The following is a 20,948-nucleotide window of genomic DNA, read 5'->3' on the forward strand; positions in this document are numbered from 1 at the left end:
CTGTTTGCCGACCTTTTTGTCTATTTATTTACTGTGCGACTGTCTTTTGCCAACCATTCCGGAATCACTCGTTCATACTCGGTAATCAGTTGTTCCTGTTCAACAAACTCGCCGCGGGTACTGATGGTGTCCGCTTCAAACTGCAACGTTGATTCACCAAAAGTTTGCCCGGCAGTTCGCTTCCGCGCAGCGATGCCATAGTTCCCAATCCAAGTAATGACTTGAATTGGTGATTGGATTTGCAAAACTTCAGCTGGTGTCTGTTCACGCAAAATATCCGTGAAGCTAGCCGCAATTGCAATCCCTTCACTATCTAGATCGCCTAGGTAGGCAAACTGCACGCCACGTTGTTCCAGCATCTGTACGATTCCAGTGTACGCCGAATTCAAGTTGTGGCCGCCCTGCAATAGTAGCGGCCACTCTGGGTGCAAATGGTGCAACCACACAGCGACGCCGCTGTTTTCGAGCACCACAATCTTCTGTGAGCGCAATGGCAGTTTGCGCATCCCCGCCACCTGCCACTGGTTAATTGTGAGCGGCTCCGGCAAGTCAGACACGAAAACGTTCCAGACCGTCGCGGTACTACCCATGAGCGGGTCACTTAGTTCGCGCACGGGGTACTCTGCCAGCGGATGCAGCAATACCCACTGATAGTACTTGAAAACAGTCGGGCGCACATCTTTATCCGTTAACGTCTGCGCAGTGAAACCACAATCAACAGCCTGCTGACCGCGGGGTGGCAGTTGCTCACCCCGCTTAATTTTGCGAAACAGTGGCGCCAAGGCCGCGGCCCGTTCGGGTGCGCGGCGGCCGGTGGCGCGTTCGTATTCCTGGACATAGAGCTCACTGGAAGTGCTCATTGCTACTTTCTCAGCCATCATATTCCTCCACCCACGTGAGCACCGACTGCACGCGGTTCAAGTGAAATTGACCATCAGCTTGCGGACGCGGGCAACCACGGCGCACCCGCAGCTGGTAGTGCTGTCCGCCATTATTCTGTTCTGCGCTCCAATTGTAGCATCGCGCTGACCGCCAGCGACGCCGATATCGGCAAAGTAATTGGTGCCTTCTGTGAATTTGAAAAATACGCAGCAACTCGTCTTCATACGGTTAATCTGTTTTTCGCACAAAAATTTTTATCAATATCGCTGGTTCCTGATATTTTGACTGCACACGAGCGTCGCACTGCCACAGAGTGTGTTTCGGGTTGCAGTCGAACTATTTGGCGAATTCTAAGTGGTTAAGCTTTAGTTTTACCCGCGCGCCACACGCAAAAAAGCAGCTCCCACAAAGCACAACCGTGTGCTTCGCAGAAACTGCATCCCCCCCATGGGGCTTTAATTTTCCGCCTGGTGAATCTGATCTAATACGTCTGAACCGGTGAAGTCTGCCTGCTTGAAATCAGCATCATCATTCGGCAAATGCAGCTGAAAATCGTCAAAACGCTGTAACTGCACCGCACCGTCTGCCAGCTCGCCGCCAAGTACATGGCCACCAAACTGGTGATCATCGCTCAGAAAATGGAGGTGAAACCCGGGCGACACCGCACCAGCGTACAACGCCGGTGAGAAGTAACCACTCAGCGTTCCCTCGACATCGTCAGCATGGAACTCATGCTGCGCAGCAGCGGTCGCCACCAAAGTCGGGTAGGGTTCGCGCTGTGCAGCCACCGCCCGGGTGTGTACATGACTAAACTCACCATGAATGCGAACCGCATAGAAGGCATTTTGCGTGCCCATCAGTTCAAGCAGTCGCGCCTGCAGGTCTGTAAATGCCAGCTTGTTGAGCGTACCCGCATCCGTGTAGTCGGCGTAGTGGACGTTGGCAAAAGGCACCAGTTCATCGGGGTCAACCACACGCACCTGACCGGTTGCCGCCACCTGGTACACCTTGCCCGCTTCCATTACGAGCTCGCCGTCTAGCCCGGTCAGCGTACCGATACCGGTATCACCGTGCTGCATCAGCTCCCCCACACGCATGGTTCCCCGAAACAATCCGGGCACAAGGAGTGCGAGCGTGCCGTGTTGATACAAAGTCGATTCTGTCATGCTAATCCCCCTACATCTGGTCGTCGAGCAAATCACTTGCCAACTTCAGGTTATCACTGTAGTCAACGGGAATGTCAACAATCACGGGGCCATCGTTGTAGCTAAACGCTTCACTGAGCACCTTGTGCAAGTCAGACGGCTTTTCAACGCGGAGTCCCTTGGCGCCAAAGCTTTCAGCATACTTCACAAAGTCAATTGAGCCAAAATCAACAGCCGAGGCCCGGCCGTACTTCTTTTCCTGCTGGAACTTGACCATGTCATAGTGACCATCGTTCCAAATGATGTGCACCAGGTTGCTCTTCAAGCGCACTGCCGTTTCCAGTTCCTGTGAGGAGAACATGAAGCCCCCATCACCGGACACGGAGACGGCCTTTTGTCCCGGACGCACGAGCGTTGCCGCAATCGCCCATGGCAGTGCCACACCCAGTGTCTGCATCCCGTTGGAGAAAAGCAGGTGGCGCGGCTGGTAGGAACGGAAGTGACGCGCCATCCAGATGTAGAAACTACCAACATCGACGGCAACGGTCATATCATCATCAACTTGTTCCTGCAGTTCCTGAATGATGGCCAGTGGGTGCACCAGGTCAGGGTTCTTGGCAACTGGTGGCACGTCGCGACTGGTCAATTCGTTCTGTAAGTGCTCCAGGAAACCAATTGCACCGTCGGCGACCTTGTAACCCTCAACCTCAGGTTCAAGAGCAGACACCGTCTTGGCAATATCACCAATCAGTTCCGTTTCCGGCTGGAAGTTGTGGTCAATCTGGGCGGGTTCACTGTCAATGACGATGATGTTGGCATCGCCGGCTTCGTTCCAGTTGCGGGGTTCGTATTCAATTGGGTCGTACCCGATGGCCACCACGAGGTCACTTTGCTTCAGGAGGACATCACCGGGCTGGTTGTGGAACAGCCCCACACGGCCGAAGAAGTTGCCCACCTGTTCGTGGGAGATAATGCCAGCTCCCTGGAAGGTTTCAACAACTGGCAGATCCGCTGCCTTGAGCAGTGAGCGAATCGCCGCAGTCACTTCGGGCGAGGAAGCGCGCATACCCAGCAGCAAAACGGGCAAAGTTGCGTTCTTGATGGCATCGGCGAGGGCTTCAACGTCTTCGTGAGCGGCAGGGCCAAGCTTTGGTGCCTTCAGACGCTTAATGGCACTACTGGTGACCACGCTGTCGGTGACGTCCTGAGGCACAGATACGAAGGCAGCACCCTGCTTACCAGATTCCGCCGCCTGATAGGCGTTGGCAATAATTTCGGAAATGTTATCAGGATCCTGCACCTCAGCGGAGTACTTAGTGATGGGCGCAAACAACTCGGCGTTACGCATACTCTGGTGCGTTTGCCGCAACAGGTCCTTGCGCTGCACCTGTCCAGAGATGGCGAGAATGGGGTCCCCTTCTGCCTGCGCGGTCACCATACCGGTAGCCAGGTTAGAAGCGCCAGGACCAGAGGTGGTGATGACAACACCGGGCTTACCGGTAATCCGGCCCACACCTGCAGCCATGAAGGCGGCGTTCTGTTCGTGGCGGGCAACGACCAGCCGTGGTGTTTTGGCGTTGGTTGGGTGTGCTAAGCGTTCAAACACGCGGTCAATTTTCGCACCAGGGATTGCGAAGACGTATGGGACATCATGGTTTTCGAGGGAGTCGATGATGAGATCGGCGCCGTGTTTCGTTTCTTCAGTCATTGTTGATTACCTTCTTTTCTAGATTATACATTGGTTTGTGGTGATGCTAACCAAATGTAAGTGCTGTAACTATAATAGCACGCATGTGTTCTTTTGGAAACGGTGTTATTTGCATGAATTGTATTATTGTTGCCTGTTTCTGTATCATTTTAGAGCAAGTGCTGTATCGGTAATGGCGAATACAGTGGCCTTTCATGACATGCCTGCGCTCACATCGTGGCTAAACTACGCAATAGGTTAACATAATTATAATTATCTACACGCAAAAAGGAGCCTCTCAACGAGACTCCTTTTTGCGTGTATCGACACTTTATTTTTCTGGATACTCAAACTGCGCGTTACTTGCTTCATAAGCCGGCATTCCCGCAATCGCACGGTATAATGCCCGCTCCACCATCAGTGGCGCATCGCTATTGGCAACGGCGTATGGCACTTTCAGCTTCTTCGCAATTTTGATGCTAGTGTTGGTCGTGATGTGGTGCACTTCGTCCGTGATGAGCACCGCAACGCCGGCACGGCTCAGCTTATGCTTCAGCTGCCCACCCTTTTGCGAATCGGTGGCGATAACCTCACCGCCGTTGTGGGCGGCAACCACCGCCCCCAATCCGGTCGCAGATGCCACGTTGCCGATGAGCAGAACGGATTTACCGTCCAGGTCAAAATCAAGTTGCGGATCGTAAGTCTTGGCTGTCACCACATCAGCAGCGTGATCATCCGCCTCTGCGGCCGCCTTCTCTTGCTTCTTCTTCGGCTTAGCCAAGTGCTTCTGCAGCGGCTTGAGCCCCTTCTTGTCCTTGTACACCCAGGTGACGGTGGCGAGCTGCGGGCCGTCCGTCCGGTACCAGCTGAGGTCCACGAGGTCCCCATCCCTCAGGCCAAGGCGGGCGGCATCTGTAGGTTTAATCAGGAAAGTGAATGGCAAGCCTTCGTCAGTGCGCATCAGCACGTCACCGTGCAGGTCCTTTTCAGCCTTAAAGTTATAATCAGCTGGCAAACTGTCATCACGTTTGACCATGGCAAAGCGAATCTGCTCAATGCGCGGTGCCGCGGTGCTGCGATTACGGTCGATGATCGTGACTTCGTCCTCAGTGCCGGCAAGATCTTCACGCACGCGCACGGTGTCGCCATCCGCCAAATCAAGCTCCCGCACGGCCGCTTCAGTGAAGAAGTGGTTACCGGCAATTGCCCCGATGAGCTTCCGTTCTACCTTGAATTCATCGCTAGCGGGCGCAATCGCGCCCACATTTTGCGTGCTGGCGGCAACTGACGAGTTCACATCGTCGGTGAACTGCTTATCCACGGCCGGTGCGGGCGTTGGCGCTGTCTGCCGCGGTACCAGCGGTTTGGCATCACTGTACTCCAGGTCGTCATCAGTATCCGCCGCCAAGCCGCCTTCATCCAAAGCTAGTGCGGCGTAGTGGCTCGTCAGCTCAATTGCCTTGACGATGCTGGCAAAATTCTGCTTGTCGGCGTCCGCGAGCAGTTGCGTCACGTCACGCCGGTACTTATCGATTAACTGCATCTGCGTTCCCCTTTCTCATCCTTACACAAAAACAGCATCCCCGCGGCCCCGTAGCGCCACTGAGATGCCATTTTGCCATTACTACTTCTTATTGAACGCGTCGCGCACCTTGTCGAACAAGGTACTTTCGTGTGGCTTAACCGACTGCCCGCTAGCAGCGGCGAATTCCATCAGCGCATCCTTTTGTTTCTGGTTGAGGTGCTTTGGCGTGTGAATCCGGACGGTGACAATCTGGTCACCGGTGCCCGTACTCTGGAGGCGTGGTGCCCCCTTGCCGCGCAGGCGCATCTTCGTGCCACTTTGCGTTCCGGCAGGAATCTTCAGTTGCACTGCACCATGAACGGTGTCAGCCTTCACTTCGTCCCCAAGGGCCGCCTGGGCGAAGGAAACGTCCAGATCCATCAAGATGTCGGCACCGTCACGGACATACTTGTTACTTGGTGCCACGCGGAAAACCACGTAGAGGTCACCGAACGGTGCACCGTTCTTCCCGGCCTCACCAGCGTTGTCCAGACGCATCTGCTGACCGTCGTCAACACCGGCAGGAACCGTCACTTCGATGGTGTGGCGTTCGTTTTCAACACCGCTACCGTGACAGTTCGTGCACTTGTTCTTGATTTCCTTACCGGTCCCGTTGCAGACGTCACAGGTCGCACGTGTCTGCATCACACCAAGTGGCGTGTTGCGCTGGATGGTCACGAAGCCGCGACCATGACACTTGCTGCAAGTAACGGGCTGTTCACCGTTAGCTGCCCCACTACCAGAACAGACGTGACAACGCCCTTGCCGGTTGTAGGCAATCTCGGTCGTCTTCCCGAAGACGGCTTCTTCAAAAGTCAGGTCTAAACGGTACTGCAAATCGGCGCCTGCGCGCGGCTGGGTGCGGGTTGCTCCCTGCTGGCCGCCGCCGAAGAAACTGCTGAAGATATCGTCGAAACCGCCGCCGAAACCCCCAAAGTCGCCGCCGGCACCACCAGCACCGCCGAAACCGCCGCCACCCATTGGGCCGTCAGCGCTCCCGTACTGGTCGTAGTTAGCCTTCTTCTGATCATCGGAGAGTACTTGGTAGGCTTCGTTAACTTCCTTGAACTTCTCTTCAGCACCGGGCTCGTGGTTCAGGTCCGGGTGATACTTCTTGGACATTTTGCGAAATGCCTTTTTGATTTCATCTGCACTCGCATCCCGAGAGACCCCGAGAATTGCGTAGTAGTCTTTATTTTCCGCCATCAAATGGCCTCCTCTATTGAGGGCTGTGTCAAAAGGCGTTTAGACCCGTGTACGACCAGGGGCCTTACAGTGTTCGTCTCACTACGCGCTAAAGCGCGAGGTCGACTGGCTGCCTTTTGGAGCGCGACCAGAAACTGCGTCTACGCACCCACATTCCTCCATCTAGACTCTAGGGCGCAATCTTGTCGCCACTACAGTTTGCTTTAAGCTGTCTTCACAATTTTACCCGCAACTAGCGCAAGGGGCAACTGCTTCCGCGGCAAAAGTCGGTAATTTCGCCTTTTCAAACAAAAAGCCAAAGCTCGCAGCGCGAACCTTGGCCATTGCTTTTGCGCTTACTTCTTGTCGTTAACGTCCTTGTACTGGCCGTTAATCGTGTCGTCGTCGCCCTTATCGCCAGAGTTGGACTGATCAGCATTGCCACCAGCGGCGTTAGCGTCGCCGCCCTTAGCAGCCTGGTCCTTCTGTGCCTGTTCGTAAAGCTTGACGGTCAGGTCCTGGACAATCTTGGACAAAGCGTCGCGCTTAGTCTTCATGGCTTCGAGGTCGTTATCCTGTTGAGCCTTCTTCAGCTCTTCTTCAGCGTCCTTAGCCTTCTTGATTTCGTCTTCGGAAACCTTACCTTCAAGATCCTTCAGGGTTTTGTCAGTCTGGAAAATCAGCTGGTCAACATCATTGCGCAGGTCAACTTCTTCCTTACGCTTGGTGTCGGCTTCTTCGTTTTCCTTAGCTTCCTTGACCATGCGGTCGATTTCGTCATCGGAAAGACCTGATGAACTCTTGATGGTAATGTCCTGAGACTTACCAGTCCCCATGTCCTTAGCGGAAACCTGAACGATCCCGTTCTTATCGATGTCGAACTTAACTTCAATCTGAGGAATCCCCCGTGGTGCAGCTGGGATGTCGGTCAGCTGGAAGCGGCCCAGGGTCTTGTTGTCGGCGGCCATTGGCCGTTCACCTTGGAGCACGTGAATATCCACAGCAGGCTGGTTATCAGCAGCCGTACTGAAGACCTGTGACTTGCTCGTTGGGATGGTCGTGTTGCGATCGATGAGCTTGGTGAAGACACCACCCATGGTTTCAATACCAAGGGAAAGTGGCGTCACATCAAGGAGCACAACGTCCTTAACATCACCAGTAATCACACCACCCTGGACAGCGGCACCAAGGGCAACAGCTTCGTCAGGGTTGATGGAGTGGTCTGGATCCTTGCCAGTCCAGCTCTTAACAGCTTCCTGAACGGCAGGAATACGGGTTGAACCACCGTTGAGGATGACCCGGTCAACTTCACCAGTGGAGAGGCCGGCGTCCTTCAGGGCGTTCTCAACAGGAATCTTGGTCCGCTGCACGAGGTCGTGGGTCAATTCATCGAACTTGGCACGAGTCAAAGTCTGTTCCAAGTGGAGTGGGCCATTAGCACCAGCCGAGATGAATGGCAGGGAAATCTGGGTCGAGCTGACACCGGAGAGGTCCTTCTTGGCCTTTTCAGCAGCATCCTTCAGACGCTGGAGTGCCATCTTGTCCTTAGAAAGGTCAACGCCATTAGCTTCCTTAAAGCCAGCAACGAGCCAGTCCATGATCTTCTCATCGAAGTCATCCCCACCAAGATGAGTGTCACCGTTGGTAGACAGAACTTCGAAGACACCGTCACCGAGCTGGAGGATGGAAACATCAAAGGTCCCACCACCAAGGTCGTAAACCAGAATCTTTTCGTCCTTGTCGGTCTTGTCCAGGCCGTATGCCAAGGCAGAAGCGGTTGGTTCGTTCACAATCCGCTTAACATCAAGACCGGCGATCTTACCAGCATCCTTAGTTGCCTGACGCTGGCTGTCGTTGAAGTAAGCTGGTACGGTGATAACCGCTTCACTAACGGATTCACCAAGGTAGTCTTCAGAGAATTTCTTGATGTACTGGAGAATCATCGCGGAAATTTCCTGAGGGGTGTACTTCTTGTCGCCAACCTGAACGTTGTAGCCGGCTTCACCCATGTGGCGCTTGATGGAAATGATGGTGTCAGGGTTAGTGATGGCCTGACGCTTAGCAACTTCCCCAACCTGGATTTCGCCATCCTTGAACGCAACAACGGAAGGTGTGGTGCGGTTACCTTCTGGGTTGGTAATAATCTTTGGTTCGCCGCCTTCAAGAACTGCGACAGCACTGTTAGTGGTACCTAGGTCAATACCGATAACTTTTGACATGTGTCATACCTCGTTTCAAAATTTTAATTGACTAATTTAGTTAGCAACGACAACCATTGCGGGACGCAGAACGCGTTCGTGCAACTTGTATCCACGCTGGAGCACCGTTACGACGGTGTCCTTCTCGTGCTCGGCATCTGCCGGCACGGTCTGGACTGCCTGATGAACGCTCGGGTCAAACGGGACACCGAAACTCTTAATCTCGGTGACGTTCGCATCCTTGAGGGCGGTTTGCAGATGATCATAGACCATCTCGACACCCTTCTTCAGCTGCTGGGCGCTTTCGCCCTCAACTTCAGTCTGGAGTGCTCGTTCCAGGTTGTCAAGAACGGGGAGAATCTCCGTGATAACCTTCTGGCCGTCAAAATGTAGCAACTGGGCCCGTTCCTTCTTGAACCGCGCGTTCATGTTCTGAATTTCCGCGGCACTACGCAGGTACTTGTCTTCAAACTCGTCGCGCTCTGCTTGGAGTTTAGCGACATCGGCCCCGGCCGCCTTGGACAATGCTTCAAGATCGGCTGCGGAATGCTTTTCAACTTCTGCTTTCACATCTACAGTTTCTTGAGCCTTGTCATCTTGCTTGCTCATGTTCTGGCTCCCTTCACCATTGATTGGCTAAGCCCCTCAATGCAAATCGTTATAGTAATTGGTTAGCCGTTTTGCCATCTCGCCGCGGAAGGCGTCGAGCAGCCCAATCATCTTGGAATACGGCATTGATGTTGGCCCGAGGATGGCAATCATCCCCTGCCCGTGGTCACCGACATTGTAGCGCGCTGTAATCACACTGAGATTCTGGAGTGATTCGTCCGATAATTCTGATCCTAAGCGAACCGAGATGGGACTATTCGCACCGCCACTCAGCAGTTTGTTCAGCGAATCGCGCTGATCCACAATGTGCAGGACTTTCTTCAGCTCGTTCATATTGTCCGGGCCGAAGTAATCCATCAAGTTCAAACGGCCGCCAACGTAAAAGCGCTCGGTCACGGCCTGCTTGAGCACATCGCCGAAGACATCGAGGAAACCATCCGGAGTAGACAGGTGGCGCATCAGCATGGCTGGCACGTCCGTCTGCAACTTCTTGGCAACGTCCGTCAGTGGCAAACCCACTAACTGGTCGTTGATAATCCGAATCGCTTCTTCAATCTCATCGGTTTTGAGTCCTTCCGGAATAGTGAACACCTGGTTCTGCACACTACCGTCACTGGAGACGATAATTGCCATCACCTGACGCCCGCCAAGCGGTACTAGCCGAAAACCCTCCAGCGTTAACGCTGAAACTTCTGGACCGAGTGTAATCGCCGTGTAAGACGTCAGCTGCGACAGAATCTTGGCTGACTGCTCGACGATGTCATCAATGCGGCTGTAGTTACCACCGAAGGACTGCTCAATGGTTTGAATTGCTGACGGCGATACGGTTGCCGGCGTCAGCATGTTGTCGAGGTAATACCGGTACCCCGCTGCACTAGGCACGCGTCCGGAACTGCTATGCGTCTTCGTAATCAGGCCCTGATCTTCCAGAGCCGCCATGTCGTTACGAATCGTTGCAGAACTGACGTGCATCGGTAACTCAGATAGAAGCGTCTTGCTGCCAACTGGCTGCCCGGTTTCGGTATACAACTTGATAATCTCGTTGAGCACGAGTAGCTCACGTTTCGTTAGCATGGCTTCCACCTCCTTTTTAGCACTCATATTTCATAAGTGCTAACGCTCATTATAATAGCACGCACAATTAGCAATGTAAACACCTCTCTGCCAACGATTATCAATATGTTTGTAAAATCGGTCTCTGGTCCTAGAAACCGGCCGAGGTGGGCATCTGCATTTTTCAGCAAATCAAAAATAAGCCGACGCCTACCACCGCTGGTAGGCGTCGACTCATTTCCAATAATCTAGTGTTTAGCCAGGTAATCACGGCTGTTTTGTTCATCCTGGTGCAACTGTTCGATAAGTGCATCCATGCCGGTGAATTTTACTTCACCGCGCAGATAGTGCAGCCAGTCAACCTGAACATGCTGACCGTACAAATCACCACTGAAATCAAACAGGTTGATTTCCACGGTGACGTCCCGGTCATCACCAAAGGTCACGTTACGACCAACCGAGGCCATGCCCCCACAGATCTTACCGGCAACATGCATCCGCACGACGTAAATCCCGATGCCCGGCGTCAAGACTTCGGGGTCGGCCGCGATGTTCGCGGTGGGAAAGCCCATGGTGCGGCCGCGCGCCTCACCGTGCACCACCGTGCCGCTGGTTTGGTAAGTGTACCCCAGCAGTTCGTTGGCTAAATCAACATCGGCATCCGCGAGCGCTTGGCGCGTGCGGGTCGAACTAATTTTGCTCATCTGATCTGTGCGCTCCTTTACTTCAATCACCGCAAAGCGGCCCCGTGCGTAGCTAGGCAGCAGCGCCATGTTCGCAATGTCTTTCTTACCGTACGTATAGTCAAAACCTGCGACCACGACTGCTGCCCTTAAGCCGCATAGGTAATCATCAACGAATGCTTGCGGCGACAAGTGGGCAAACTCAGGCGTGAAGTGCACCCGGTAGTACAAGTCGACCCCATTCGCCCGCATCAGGTCTTCCTTGCGCGTGCGCGGCGATAGGTACTTAAAGCTAGCTTCATCAACACCGCCGTAAACAATGGCGGGGTGTTTGTCAAAAGTCATCAGCGCCAGCGGCAAGTGCCGCCGGTCCGCCTCAGCGCGACCGGCCGCAATCACTGCCTGGTGGCCCCGGTGCACCCCATCGAAGAAGCCCAGGACGAGCACCACCTGCTGTTCAGGAAACTGGGCGGCCGTTAGTGGCGGCAGCACATCAATTGTTTGCACCGTGAGCACCCCCAAAATCATTGGCCAGATACATCGTCTCCGGGTGGTAGCCGCCCTCATCCGTGCGCGCGTAGACAGCCTTCATAATGCCGGCATGGCGGACAAGCACACGTGGGGCAGTCGTGTTTAGCGCGACAAAGCCACCATTTTGCACGAGCGCCCACTGCGCCTGCGTCAATTCAACTTCTGGCAAGTCCGGATAGGCGTGCTGAATCGGGTGCAAGACTTCTTCCAGCTGACCCGCGTCCGCAAGTTCGCGCAAGCGTTCTAAGGTCGTGGATTCATCCAATGTGAAGCCGCCGCTTTCCTGACGGGTCAGCTGACTCATGCATGACGCCAGTCCCAGCTTGCGGCCCAGATCAACTGCTAGTGTCCGGATGTAGGTCCCCTTACCGACTTTAGCAACAAACTTGAAGGTTTGCGTGCCTGCCGCGGCGTCAAACTCTGGTTCACTCACCCGGGTAAATTCTTTAATCACGGCCTGCCGCTGCGGACGTTCGACCGTTTCGCCAGCACGAGCGTAGTCGTAGAGCCGGCGCCCATTGACCTTAACTGCCGAGTACATCGGCGGAATTTGGGTAATGGTGCCGATAAAGCTGGCCATCGCATCATCAATCTGAGCGTTGCTAATCGCAGCGGTCAGCGGCGTGCGCTCGACCACATCCCCGTCCAAATCTTCAGTTGTCGTGGCAAAACCCAGGGTCACTTCCCCTGAATAAATTTTGCCGCCGTCCTGCAAGGTGGTAATGGCTTTTGTGGCCGCACCTAGCGCGATGGGCAACATCCCATCAACGTTCGGATCGAGCGTGCCGGAATGACCAACCTTCTTCATGTGCACAATCTTGCGCACCTTGTACACCACGTCGGCTGAAGTCATGCCAACTGGCTTATACATTGCAAGGAACCCGTTCATCTTACTTCTCCTTTCGCGCAGAGTGCTGCCGTTGCCGGTAATAATGCCACAACATCGTCGCACCGAACGCCCCGAAAACAACCACACTGAAGGCGAGGTTCGGGATTTCAATATTAATTATGGGCAGACTCAGAATTAACTTAATGGCAATGACGCCAATTAGGACGTAGGCCATGTAGAGTAATTCCGGGATTTTGGCAATGAGGGTAATCATGACCTGCGCGACCAACCGCATGGCCAGAATGCCAATGCACCCCCCGAGCAAGACGATGACTGGGTTATTGTCAATCGCGAGCGCCGTGAGAATCGAGTCGATGGAGAACACAATGTCCAGCAACTCGATTGTGGCTACAGTCCCCCAAAACGAGCGTGGTTTGCGCTTGGGTCCGCCGTCTTCCTCTGTAGGGTCCGGATTGTGCTGCTTGTAGAAGAAATGCAGCGACATCCACAGTAAGTATGCCGCACCCACGGCCTTCACGCCCCAGAACTTCATCAGGTAGGTACCCAGACCAATGGCGATAAAACGGAAAATGTAGGCACCCCACAAGCCGTAGACTAGTGCCTCTTTCTCCTTAACTGGGTCTTCCAAAGATCGCGTTTGCGCCGCCAGGACCACCGCGTTATCAACGGACAGCAAACATTCCATCAGGGCCAACATCGCAATGGTCAATAAACCACTGCCGGTCATCACTGCGGCGTGCCAATCCGCAGCTTCAAAAAAAGGTTTATACAAATTAATGATGGTGTTCATCGACGCAATCGCCCTTTCAATTTAACAACATATGTACGAAGGGGCGCCGGCTTCCGCCTGGCGCCCCTCCACTAACGATTAATCCTTACGTTTTGCTTCGGCAATCAGTTCGTCGATGCGCGCACCGTACTGCACAGATTTATCCTGCGCAAACGTGATGCTTGGCACCTTGAACAAGCGCACGCGCTTGCCGACTTCGCGGCGAATCAGGCCGCTGGCCTTATCCAGGCCAGCCTGAGCCTCCGCGACTTTTGCTTCATCATCGCTGAGGATGCTGAAGTAAATCGTCGCCTGTTGTAGATCCCCCGTTAGCTGGACGCCGGTGATGGTAACCCCATCAACCCGCGGATCGTTAACAAGCTTAAGCAAAATGTCATCAACTTCACGCTGAATCTGTGTTTCCACACGGCCAATTCGGTGTTTCATACTACGGCCTCCTTATTTGTAGGCTGCGGAAAGAGGCGGTTTGATTGCGTTAGCTAAGGTGGTGGTGGCAAAAATCCCGCATTTAGGATTTGTGCCGGTACCACCTTAGCTGGTAGCAATCAGCCTCTTGGAGCGCGACTGCGCATTAACGACAGCACGCCAACCACAACTTAACTGAGTCAAAATTCTTACTTAACTGGAACTTCTTCCATCACGTAAGCTTCAATCTGGTCATCAACCTTGATGTCGTTGAAGTTTTCGATAGTGAGACCACATTCGAACCCACTCCGTACTTCCTTGACATCATCCTTGAAGCGGCGCAGACTGCCCAGCTTACCAGTGTAAACCACAATCCCATCGCGAATCAGGCGGACGCCAGCATCACGGGTGATGTACCCAGTGTCGACGTAGGAACCAGCAATCGTCCCAATCTTAGAAACGTTGATGGTTTCACGAACAGTAAGGGAACCGGTAACCTTTTCTTCGTAGGTTGGTTCGAGCATCCCCTTCATGGCACTTTCGATTTCATCGATAGCCTTGTAGATGACACTGTGCAGACGAATGTCCACGTCTTCAGATTCAGCTTGTGCCCGTGCCTGAGCGGTAGGACGCACGTTGAACCCGATGATGATGGCGTTAGATGCACTGGCGAGCGTAACATCAGATTCACTGATGGCACCAACGGCCTTGTGGATGATGTTAACGCGAACGCCTTCAACATTGAGCTTACGCAAGGAGCCATCAATTGCTTCAACGGAGCCTTGAACGTCACCCTTGATGATAACGTCAACTTCCTTGAGTTGGCCTTCCTTCATGGATTCGAAGAGGTTGTCCAGTGTAATGTGGTGCGTGCTTTCACGTTCCTTAACCAGGGCACGTTCAGCACGTTCTTCACCAGCAGCACGGGCAGACTTTTCGTCGTCGAAGACAACGAAACGGTCAGCGGACTGAGGCACGTCGTTCATCCCGGTGATTTCAACTGGGGTGCTTGGCTTGGCTTCCTTGACGCGGCGACCACGATCGTTGGTCATCGTCCGGATACGGCCGAAGGTATTCCCAACAACGACTGGGTCCCCAACGTGCAGCGTCCCTTGCTGAACCAGAACGGTCGCAACAGAACCGCGGCCCTTGTCCAGACGGGCTTCGATTACCGTACCAACGGCCTTCTGCTCTGGGTTAGCCTTCAATTCAAGCATGTCGGCTTCAAGCAGAATCATTTCGAGCAGCTGGTCGATGTTCTTACCAAACTTCGCGGAGATTTCAACGAAGATGGTTTCACCACCCCATGATTCAGGAATCAGTTCGTATTCAGCAAGCTGTTCCATCACGTGGTTAGGGTTAGCACCCGGCTTATCGATTTTGTTAACCGCCACGATGATTGGCGCGTTGGCAGCCTTGGCGTGGTTAATTGCTTCGATGGTTTGTGGCATGACACCATCATCCGCCGCAACAACCAGGATAACAATATCGGTAATATCAGCACCACGTGCACGCATGTTGGTAAATGCGGCATGCCCTGGGGTATCCAGGAAGGTGATGAGCCGGTCGTTCAGGCGAACTTGGTAAGCCCCGATGTGCTGGGTAATCCCACCGGCTTCGCCTTCGGTCACGTGCGTGTGGCGCAACTTGTCCAGCAGGGTCGTCTTACCATGGTCAACGTGACCCATGATGGTAACAACTGGTGCACGTGGCTTGAGGTTTTCGGTCGTAGCGTTTTCTTCTTCAAAGACCTTGTCCAAGTCAGTGATGTCTTCAACAACCTTTTCCTCAGCGTTGATGCCGTAATCGGTCGCAATCAGTTCAATAGTGTCCTTGTCGAGGCTCTGGTTCTGGTTAACCATGATGCCCAGCATGAACAGCTTCTTGATGATTTCAGCTGGTTCGCGGTGCAGTGCCTTACTCAGATCCTGGACGTTCATCCCCACGGAGTAAACGAGTGTTTCTGGTAATGGCCGGTCCTTACGCTGTGGCATAACCTTCTTTGGTTCGTCACGGCGCTGCTGGCGCTTGTTACGCTTGTTGCGCTTCCCCTTGTATGGGGTTTCGCGGCCAGAGCGGAAGTTCCGTTCCCGGTTCTGCTGACGTTCCTGACGCTTCTTGTCGCTGCTGCTAGAAGCTGCTGCGGGCTGTGAACCAGTTGCAGGACGGGAACCGTTGTTGTTGTTGCGACTGCCGCTTGGGCGCGCACTGCTGTTGCTGCGACCGTTACTTGGCCGGCTGCTGTTTGTAGCAGGCTTCTGGTCTGCAGCACGGCTGATAATCTTCAAGCCTGGAACTGCAGACTTGGTCTCTGCCTTCACAGCAGCCTTAGCAGCCTGTTCCGCTGGCTTGTTCTGCTGCGTTGCTGCTGGCTTTGCGGCAGGCGTTTCCGCCTTCTTGGTCTCTTCAAAACGACCAATTGGGGAGTTGCTGTTGCGGAATTCGCTAGCCTGACGCTGGCGCAGTGCTTCAACACGCGCAGCTGCGCGGCCTGGTGCGCGACGTACTGGTGCGCTCTGGCTCCCGTTGTTGTCATTGCGGCGCTGACGGTTGTCGTTGCTCCGACCCTGACCATTACGGCTGCCATTGTTGCGACTACCACCACGATTGTTATCGCGACTCTGGTTACCATTGCGGTTGCCATTGTTACGACTGCCGCCATTGTTACCTTCGTTGCGACCGCCACGGTTGGCGCCCTGAGTACCAGGACGGCGAATCGCGTTCTTGCTAATCTTGGTTTTGCCGCTAGCCGTCACGTGGTTAGCATGCGTGGTCCCAGGCTTAGCGCCGTCTTTTGCTTCCGCCTTAGCTGGTGCCTTGGCTTCGGTCTTGGCCTCTACCTTTGCTTCTGGCTTTGCAGCCGCGGCTTCGGTCTTCTTTTCAGGGGCGCTGCCCTGAGACTTAACAGTTTTATCTGTGTTCAATTCGTTCTTAATAGTTGCCTCATCCTGTTCGTTAATTGAATTCATGTTGTTGTTCACGTCGATGCCGTGCGCCTGAGCGGCGGAAATCACGGCTTTGCTGGAGACGCCAATCTCCTTAGCAACTTCGTACACGCGTTTTTTGCCCATCTGTTCACGCTCCTTAATCTTGCTTCGTGAGTTTCGTGATCGACTTGGCAAAACCTGAATCCATGACGGCAACAACACTGCGCTTGTGGCCCACTGCAATGCTCAGCTCAGCAGTGCTGAGCTCGGCAATCAATGGCACCTTGTAAAAAGCACTCTTGTCACGCATCTTTTTATCCAGATTTACACTTGCATCATTTGCAAGGACAACGAGGCGGGCTTTTTGCGCCGTAATTGCTCTCAGCACAAAATCGGTCCCCGTCTCGAGTTTACCTGCTCGCTGAGCGAGGCCAAGTAGATTCATTAAACGGTCCTTGTTATTCATGCTTTGTCGCCAAACAGCTCGCGCCGCGCCTTTTGGTGGTCAACGTACTCGTAAAGGTCATCATAAAACTTAGGATCTACCTTCACGCTGAACGCGCTCTCCAGAACGTGCTTCTGCTTTGCATCCTGAACTGCTTCAGGGTTCAAAGCAACGTAGGCACCGCGGCCCGCCTTCTTACCGGTCGGATCAATTTCGATTGTCTCGTCCTTGAGCCGAACAATGCGGATCATTTCCTTCTTCGGGTGCATCTCACCCGTAAGGAGGTCTTTCCGCATCGGAATTTTCCGTGGCTTCATTGTGCCACCTCCTATTCCTCTGTGTCCTCGTCAGTTTCCTTGACGTCGTCGTCCGTAGCCGCGTCGTCGTCTTCAGCAGGAGCAGCATCGCCATCAACATCATCTGTTGCGGCTGCGATGCTTTCTTCTGTTTCTTCCTGCAATTCTTCGTCTTCGGCGGTCAGTTCTTCGTCATCAACGAATTCAACTTCGGATTCAGGCTTAATATCAATCTTGAATCCGGTGAGCTTAGCAGCCAGACGTGCGTTCTGGCCCTTCTTCCCGATAGCCAGTGACAACTGGTAGTCAGGAACAATGACCGTTGCGCTACGTTCGTTGTCCTCATCGTTAAACTGAACGGCGATAACCTGCGCTGGGTTCAGAGCGTTGGCAATGTAGTCAGAAGCGTCTTCTTCCCACTGCACAACGTCCATGTTTTCACCAGACAATTCGCTAACAACGGCCTGCACACGGCTACCACGGGGACCGACTGTGGTCCCAACGGCATCAACGTCAGGGATGGTTGAACGAACTGCAATCTTAGTCCGGTCGCCGGCCTCACGGGCAATACCCACGATTTCAACGGTACCGTCAAAGATTTCTGGCACTTCCTGTTCAAACAAGCGCTTCACCAAACCAGGTGCGGTGCGGCTAACGAAGACTTGTGGGCCCTTAGTGGAATTTTCCACCTTGGTGACGAAGACCTTAACGTGGTCGTGGGCCTCGTAACGCTCGTTTGGCATCTGGTCAGACTTACCGAGTACCGCCTCAATCTTGCCAAGGGAGACGTAAACGAACTTGTTGTCACGGCGCTCAACAACACCCTGCATAATTTCGTTTTCGTACTTGGAGTATTCGTCGTAGATGATGCCACGTTCTGCTTCACGCACCCGCTGCATGATGACCTGCTTAGCGGTCTGCGCAGCAATGCGGCCGAAGTCCTTTGGCGTCACTTCGAAGCGAATCTCGTCGCCGATTTCGTATGCCTTGTTGATTTCAAGCGCGTCCTTCAGGCTCACTTCTAAGCGTGAGTCAAAGACTTCTTCGGTGACTTCCTTAACAGCGAAAACCTTGATGTCACCCTTCTTTTGGTCGAAGGTCACTTCAACGTTTTGCGCCTGGTTGTAGTTACGCTTGTATGCCGCGGTCAGTGCGTCTTCAAGCGCGCCGATGACGACTTCTTTCTTAACACCCTTCTCCGTTTCCAGAACATCGAGTGCAGATAACATTTCCTTAGACATGTGTTTCCTTCCTTTACTCGCTAATTAAAACTCAATGGCAAGCCGTGCCTTGGCAATATTCTTACGGTCAAAAGTAAGTTCCTTGCGCCGGGCTTTGTCTTTCACAACGAGAACGAGGCTGTCGTCATTCAATTCCTTCAGCGTTCCCTCGTACACCTTCTTGGCGTCCTGTTTCTGGAACAAGCTGATGTGAATGTACTCACCAACCGCGTTTTTCATATCATCCTCGGTCTTGAGCGGGCGCTCTGCACCTGGACTAGATACCTCAAGGAAATATGCCTGCGGAATTGGATCTGGTTCAATAGCGTCTAATGCTTCACTGAGCTCATCATTCACCACGACACAGTCTTCAAGCGTGATGCCACCCTGCTTGTCAATGTAGACACGCAGGTACCAGCCACTGCCTTCTTTGGTGAACTCAAGATCTGCCAGGTAAAAGTCGTGCTTGTCCAAGATGGGCTTGACGATTTCACTGACGGTCTCAACTACCGTACTCAAATTTCTGTACCTCCTTTGAAGAGCGTATACCTCGCAACTGCAAGCGGCCACAAGGTACTTGCAATAAAAAGAGTGAGCATCGCTGCTCACTCGACCGAGGTCTAAAAATCCTGTCATCATAATAACATAAGCGCTAGGTGGTGACAAGCTTTTTTGCTTGACTACGCGTTTACGCGGCCGCTGCCACGCGCTCTTTCAGATGTCGCTAGGTCGTACGCAAAAACGGCCGCCACGTAGGCGACTGTTTTTGCGTGATTTAATTGATGGCCAGCGCCTTACCAAGTTCCTCAACGTCGTCAAAATGGATGGTGCGGTCGGCAAGGATTTGGTAATCCTCATGCCCCTTCCCGGCAACTAGCACCAGATCGCCTGGCTTGGCCTCATCCACCGCCTGCTCGATTGCGGCGCGCCGGTTGAGCTGCAATTCATAACTGGTCTTGGGCAAGTCCCGGGTCATCTCGCTCGCAATTGCGCGCGGACTTTCACTGCGCGGGTTGTCACTCGTGATGATGACCTTGTCGGCGAACTTGACCGCAATTTTGGCCATAATGGGCCGCTTCTGAGTTTCACGATCGCCCCCACAACCGAAGACGCAGATGAGTTGCCCCTTCTTAACGTGCTGCAGAGTCGTCAGGACGTTCTCCAGTCCATCCGGTGTGTGCGCATAATCAACGACACCCAGGATACCGCCGCGGCCGGTACCCACAATCTGGAGACGACCGGTGGCACCGTGTGCCCGCGTGAGGCCCGCAATAATTTCTTCGGGAGTCAGTCCCTGGGCGTAACAAGCCGCAAACGCAGCGAGCGTGTTGTAGACGTTGAACCGTCCGAGTAACTGAATGCGTAGCGGATAGCTGCGGCCACCGAACTGAATTTCAAAATAGCTGGCGCGATCATCCATGCGCAGGTGCACGGCACGAACGTCGGCTTCCTGCTTGATGCCGTAAGTCAGCACACTCGCACCAGTGCCGGTTGCCAGTGGCACCAAGCGCTGGCCGTAAACGTCATCGACATTCAGAACGGCAGTCTTCGCGTGACCGCCATAGCCTTGCATCTGGGTGAATAGCTTAGCTTTCGCCTGAAAATAATTTTCCATTGTGCCATGGTAGTCAAGATGGTCTTCAGTCAGGTTGGTGAAGACTGTGGTATCAAAATCCAGTCCCCATGTGCGCCCCTGATCCAGGGCAACCGAGCTGACTTCCATCACGCAGTCATGCAGGCCATTAGCGCGCATCTGGTTCATTGCCCGTGCCAGCGTCAACGCATCAGGCGTGGTATTGACGCAGTGAAACTGCTTCTTACCATCATCACCGCGCACAGTACCTACCAAACCACTATGACGCCCAGCATTGGTCAACACTTGGGCAATCAACTGGCTCACGGTCGTCTTACCGTTCGTGCCGGTGACGCCAACTAGATTCAAACTACGACTGGGTTCGTTATAAAAGGCGTGGGCAAGCTGAGCGAGTGCCTTGCGTGTGCTCGAAACCTTAATGGTTCTTTCGGCGTATTCACGGGGCACGGCCTGTTCAACAACGGCCAACACGGCCCCGGCCGCAAAGACTTCATCAAGATGCTGGTGACCATCGAAGTGTTCACCTTTAATTGCGACGAAGCAACTACCAGGTTGAACCTCCTTCGTATCACTCGTTAAGTGCGTAATCTGGGCACGGAAATCGGCAACTTTCTCGCGGTCATCAGGCTGCAGTAGCAGGTATTGGCTCAGTTTTTGTGCATTCATCGAAAGCATCTCCCTTAATTCAATCGTTCATACTTACTTGATGCTTCTAGTTTGCCGGCCAAACGTGATTTTTCTTTGAAGGCACTGCGCACTTTTCTCGGGGAATTAGATACAAAATTCTTAACGCCTTAACCTTTTCGCTGTCCGTCAGCGTAAGTCATGAAACTTTCATCCGCAAGGATGCAGGAATTGAAAATAGTGGTTAGACCGAAGGTCGG

18 protein-coding genes are annotated in these 20,948 nt (G+C 53.5%); all 18 read right to left on the reverse strand.

Going from position 1 to position 20,948, the window contains the following annotated elements:
* Positions 1-20 precede the first annotated feature (20 nt).
* The 18 genes from EKM97_RS05715 to EKM97_RS05800 all read right to left on the reverse strand — a co-directional run bounded on the left by EKM97_RS05715 (position 21) and on the right by EKM97_RS05800 (position 20,730).
* The gene (locus EKM97_RS05715; RefSeq protein ID WP_225419224.1) at positions 21-878 is read right to left on the reverse strand and encodes a DUF2399 domain-containing protein; all 858 of its coding nucleotides are present in this window, start codon (positions 876-878) and stop codon (positions 21-23) included.
* Between the two features lie 459 nt (positions 879-1,337).
* Entirely contained in the window at positions 1,338-2,048 is a 711-nt protein-coding gene (gene budA / locus EKM97_RS05720; RefSeq protein WP_125571417.1) for an acetolactate decarboxylase, read from the reverse strand.
* A 10-nt stretch (positions 2,049-2,058) separates the two neighbouring features.
* On the reverse strand, positions 2,059-3,735 hold the full coding sequence (gene alsS, locus EKM97_RS05725; protein WP_125571418.1) for an acetolactate synthase AlsS: 1,677 nt from the start codon (positions 3,733-3,735) through the stop codon (positions 2,059-2,061).
* Between the two features lie 310 nt (positions 3,736-4,045).
* Complete coding sequence (locus EKM97_RS05730) at positions 4,046-5,257, reverse strand: hypothetical protein (RefSeq protein ID WP_125571419.1); 1,212 nt, start codon at positions 5,255-5,257, stop codon at positions 4,046-4,048.
* An 81-nt stretch (positions 5,258-5,338) separates the two neighbouring features.
* A complete protein-coding gene (gene dnaJ / locus EKM97_RS05735) occupies positions 5,339-6,484 on the reverse strand; it encodes a molecular chaperone DnaJ (protein WP_125571420.1) in 1,146 nt (381 codons plus the stop codon).
* Between the two features lie 335 nt (positions 6,485-6,819).
* Complete coding sequence (dnaK, locus tag EKM97_RS05740) at positions 6,820-8,682, reverse strand: molecular chaperone DnaK (RefSeq protein ID WP_125571421.1); 1,863 nt, start codon at positions 8,680-8,682, stop codon at positions 6,820-6,822.
* Between the two features lie 36 nt (positions 8,683-8,718).
* Positions 8,719-9,270, reverse strand: a complete 552-nt coding sequence (grpE, locus tag EKM97_RS05745; protein ID WP_125571422.1) for a nucleotide exchange factor GrpE — start codon at positions 9,268-9,270, stop codon at positions 8,719-8,721.
* 36 nt (positions 9,271-9,306) lie between these two features.
* Positions 9,307-10,344, reverse strand: coding sequence for a heat-inducible transcriptional repressor HrcA (hrcA, locus tag EKM97_RS05750; RefSeq protein ID WP_125571423.1), 1,038 nt, complete (start codon positions 10,342-10,344; stop codon positions 9,307-9,309).
* A gap of 227 nt (positions 10,345-10,571) precedes the next feature.
* Positions 10,572-11,513 carry a riboflavin biosynthesis protein RibF gene (ribF, locus tag EKM97_RS05755; RefSeq protein WP_125571424.1) on the reverse strand — a complete coding sequence of 314 codons (942 nt, stop codon included), beginning with the start codon at positions 11,511-11,513 and terminating at the stop codon, positions 10,572-10,574.
* Positions 11,500-12,426 carry a tRNA pseudouridine(55) synthase TruB gene (gene truB, locus EKM97_RS05760; protein WP_125571425.1) on the reverse strand — a complete coding sequence of 309 codons (927 nt, stop codon included), beginning with the start codon at positions 12,424-12,426 and terminating at the stop codon, positions 11,500-11,502. The genes ribF and truB overlap by 14 nt, the downstream gene beginning before the upstream one ends.
* 1 nt (position 12,427) lies before the next feature.
* The gene (locus EKM97_RS05765; protein WP_125571426.1) at positions 12,428-13,177 is read right to left on the reverse strand and encodes a TerC family protein; all 750 of its coding nucleotides are present in this window, start codon (positions 13,175-13,177) and stop codon (positions 12,428-12,430) included.
* Between the two features lie 78 nt (positions 13,178-13,255).
* Positions 13,256-13,603 (reverse strand): 30S ribosome-binding factor RbfA, encoded by a 348-nt coding sequence (rbfA, locus tag EKM97_RS05770; protein WP_125571427.1) that lies wholly within the window; start codon positions 13,601-13,603, stop codon positions 13,256-13,258.
* 188 nt (positions 13,604-13,791) lie between these two features.
* Positions 13,792-16,653: a translation initiation factor IF-2 gene (gene infB / locus EKM97_RS05775; RefSeq protein ID WP_125571428.1), complete on the reverse strand. Its 2,862-nt coding sequence runs from the start codon at positions 16,651-16,653 to the stop codon at positions 13,792-13,794.
* A 13-nt stretch (positions 16,654-16,666) separates the two neighbouring features.
* Positions 16,667-16,975, reverse strand: a complete 309-nt coding sequence (locus EKM97_RS05780) for a YlxQ-related RNA-binding protein (RefSeq protein ID WP_125571429.1) — start codon at positions 16,973-16,975, stop codon at positions 16,667-16,669.
* Entirely contained in the window at positions 16,972-17,271 is a 300-nt protein-coding gene (gene rnpM, locus EKM97_RS05785; RefSeq protein WP_125571430.1) for an RNase P modulator RnpM, read from the reverse strand. Before rnpM ends, EKM97_RS05780 begins: the two co-directional genes overlap by 4 nt.
* 11 nt (positions 17,272-17,282) lie before the next feature.
* Positions 17,283-18,491 carry a transcription termination factor NusA gene (nusA, locus tag EKM97_RS05790; RefSeq protein ID WP_125571431.1) on the reverse strand — a complete coding sequence of 403 codons (1,209 nt, stop codon included), beginning with the start codon at positions 18,489-18,491 and terminating at the stop codon, positions 17,283-17,285.
* A 24-nt stretch (positions 18,492-18,515) separates the two neighbouring features.
* Positions 18,516-18,989, reverse strand: a complete 474-nt coding sequence (rimP, locus tag EKM97_RS05795) for a ribosome maturation factor RimP (protein ID WP_164507452.1) — start codon at positions 18,987-18,989, stop codon at positions 18,516-18,518.
* Between the two features lie 256 nt (positions 18,990-19,245).
* Positions 19,246-20,730 (reverse strand): UDP-N-acetylmuramoyl-L-alanyl-D-glutamate--2,6-diaminopimelate ligase, encoded by a 1,485-nt coding sequence (locus EKM97_RS05800; RefSeq protein WP_164507453.1) that lies wholly within the window; start codon positions 20,728-20,730, stop codon positions 19,246-19,248.
* Positions 20,731-20,948 lie beyond the last annotated feature (218 nt).

The sequence above is a fragment of the Lacticaseibacillus songhuajiangensis genome (assembly GCF_003946025.1).
GTDB lineage: Bacteria > Bacillota > Bacilli > Lactobacillales > Lactobacillaceae > Lacticaseibacillus > Lacticaseibacillus songhuajiangensis.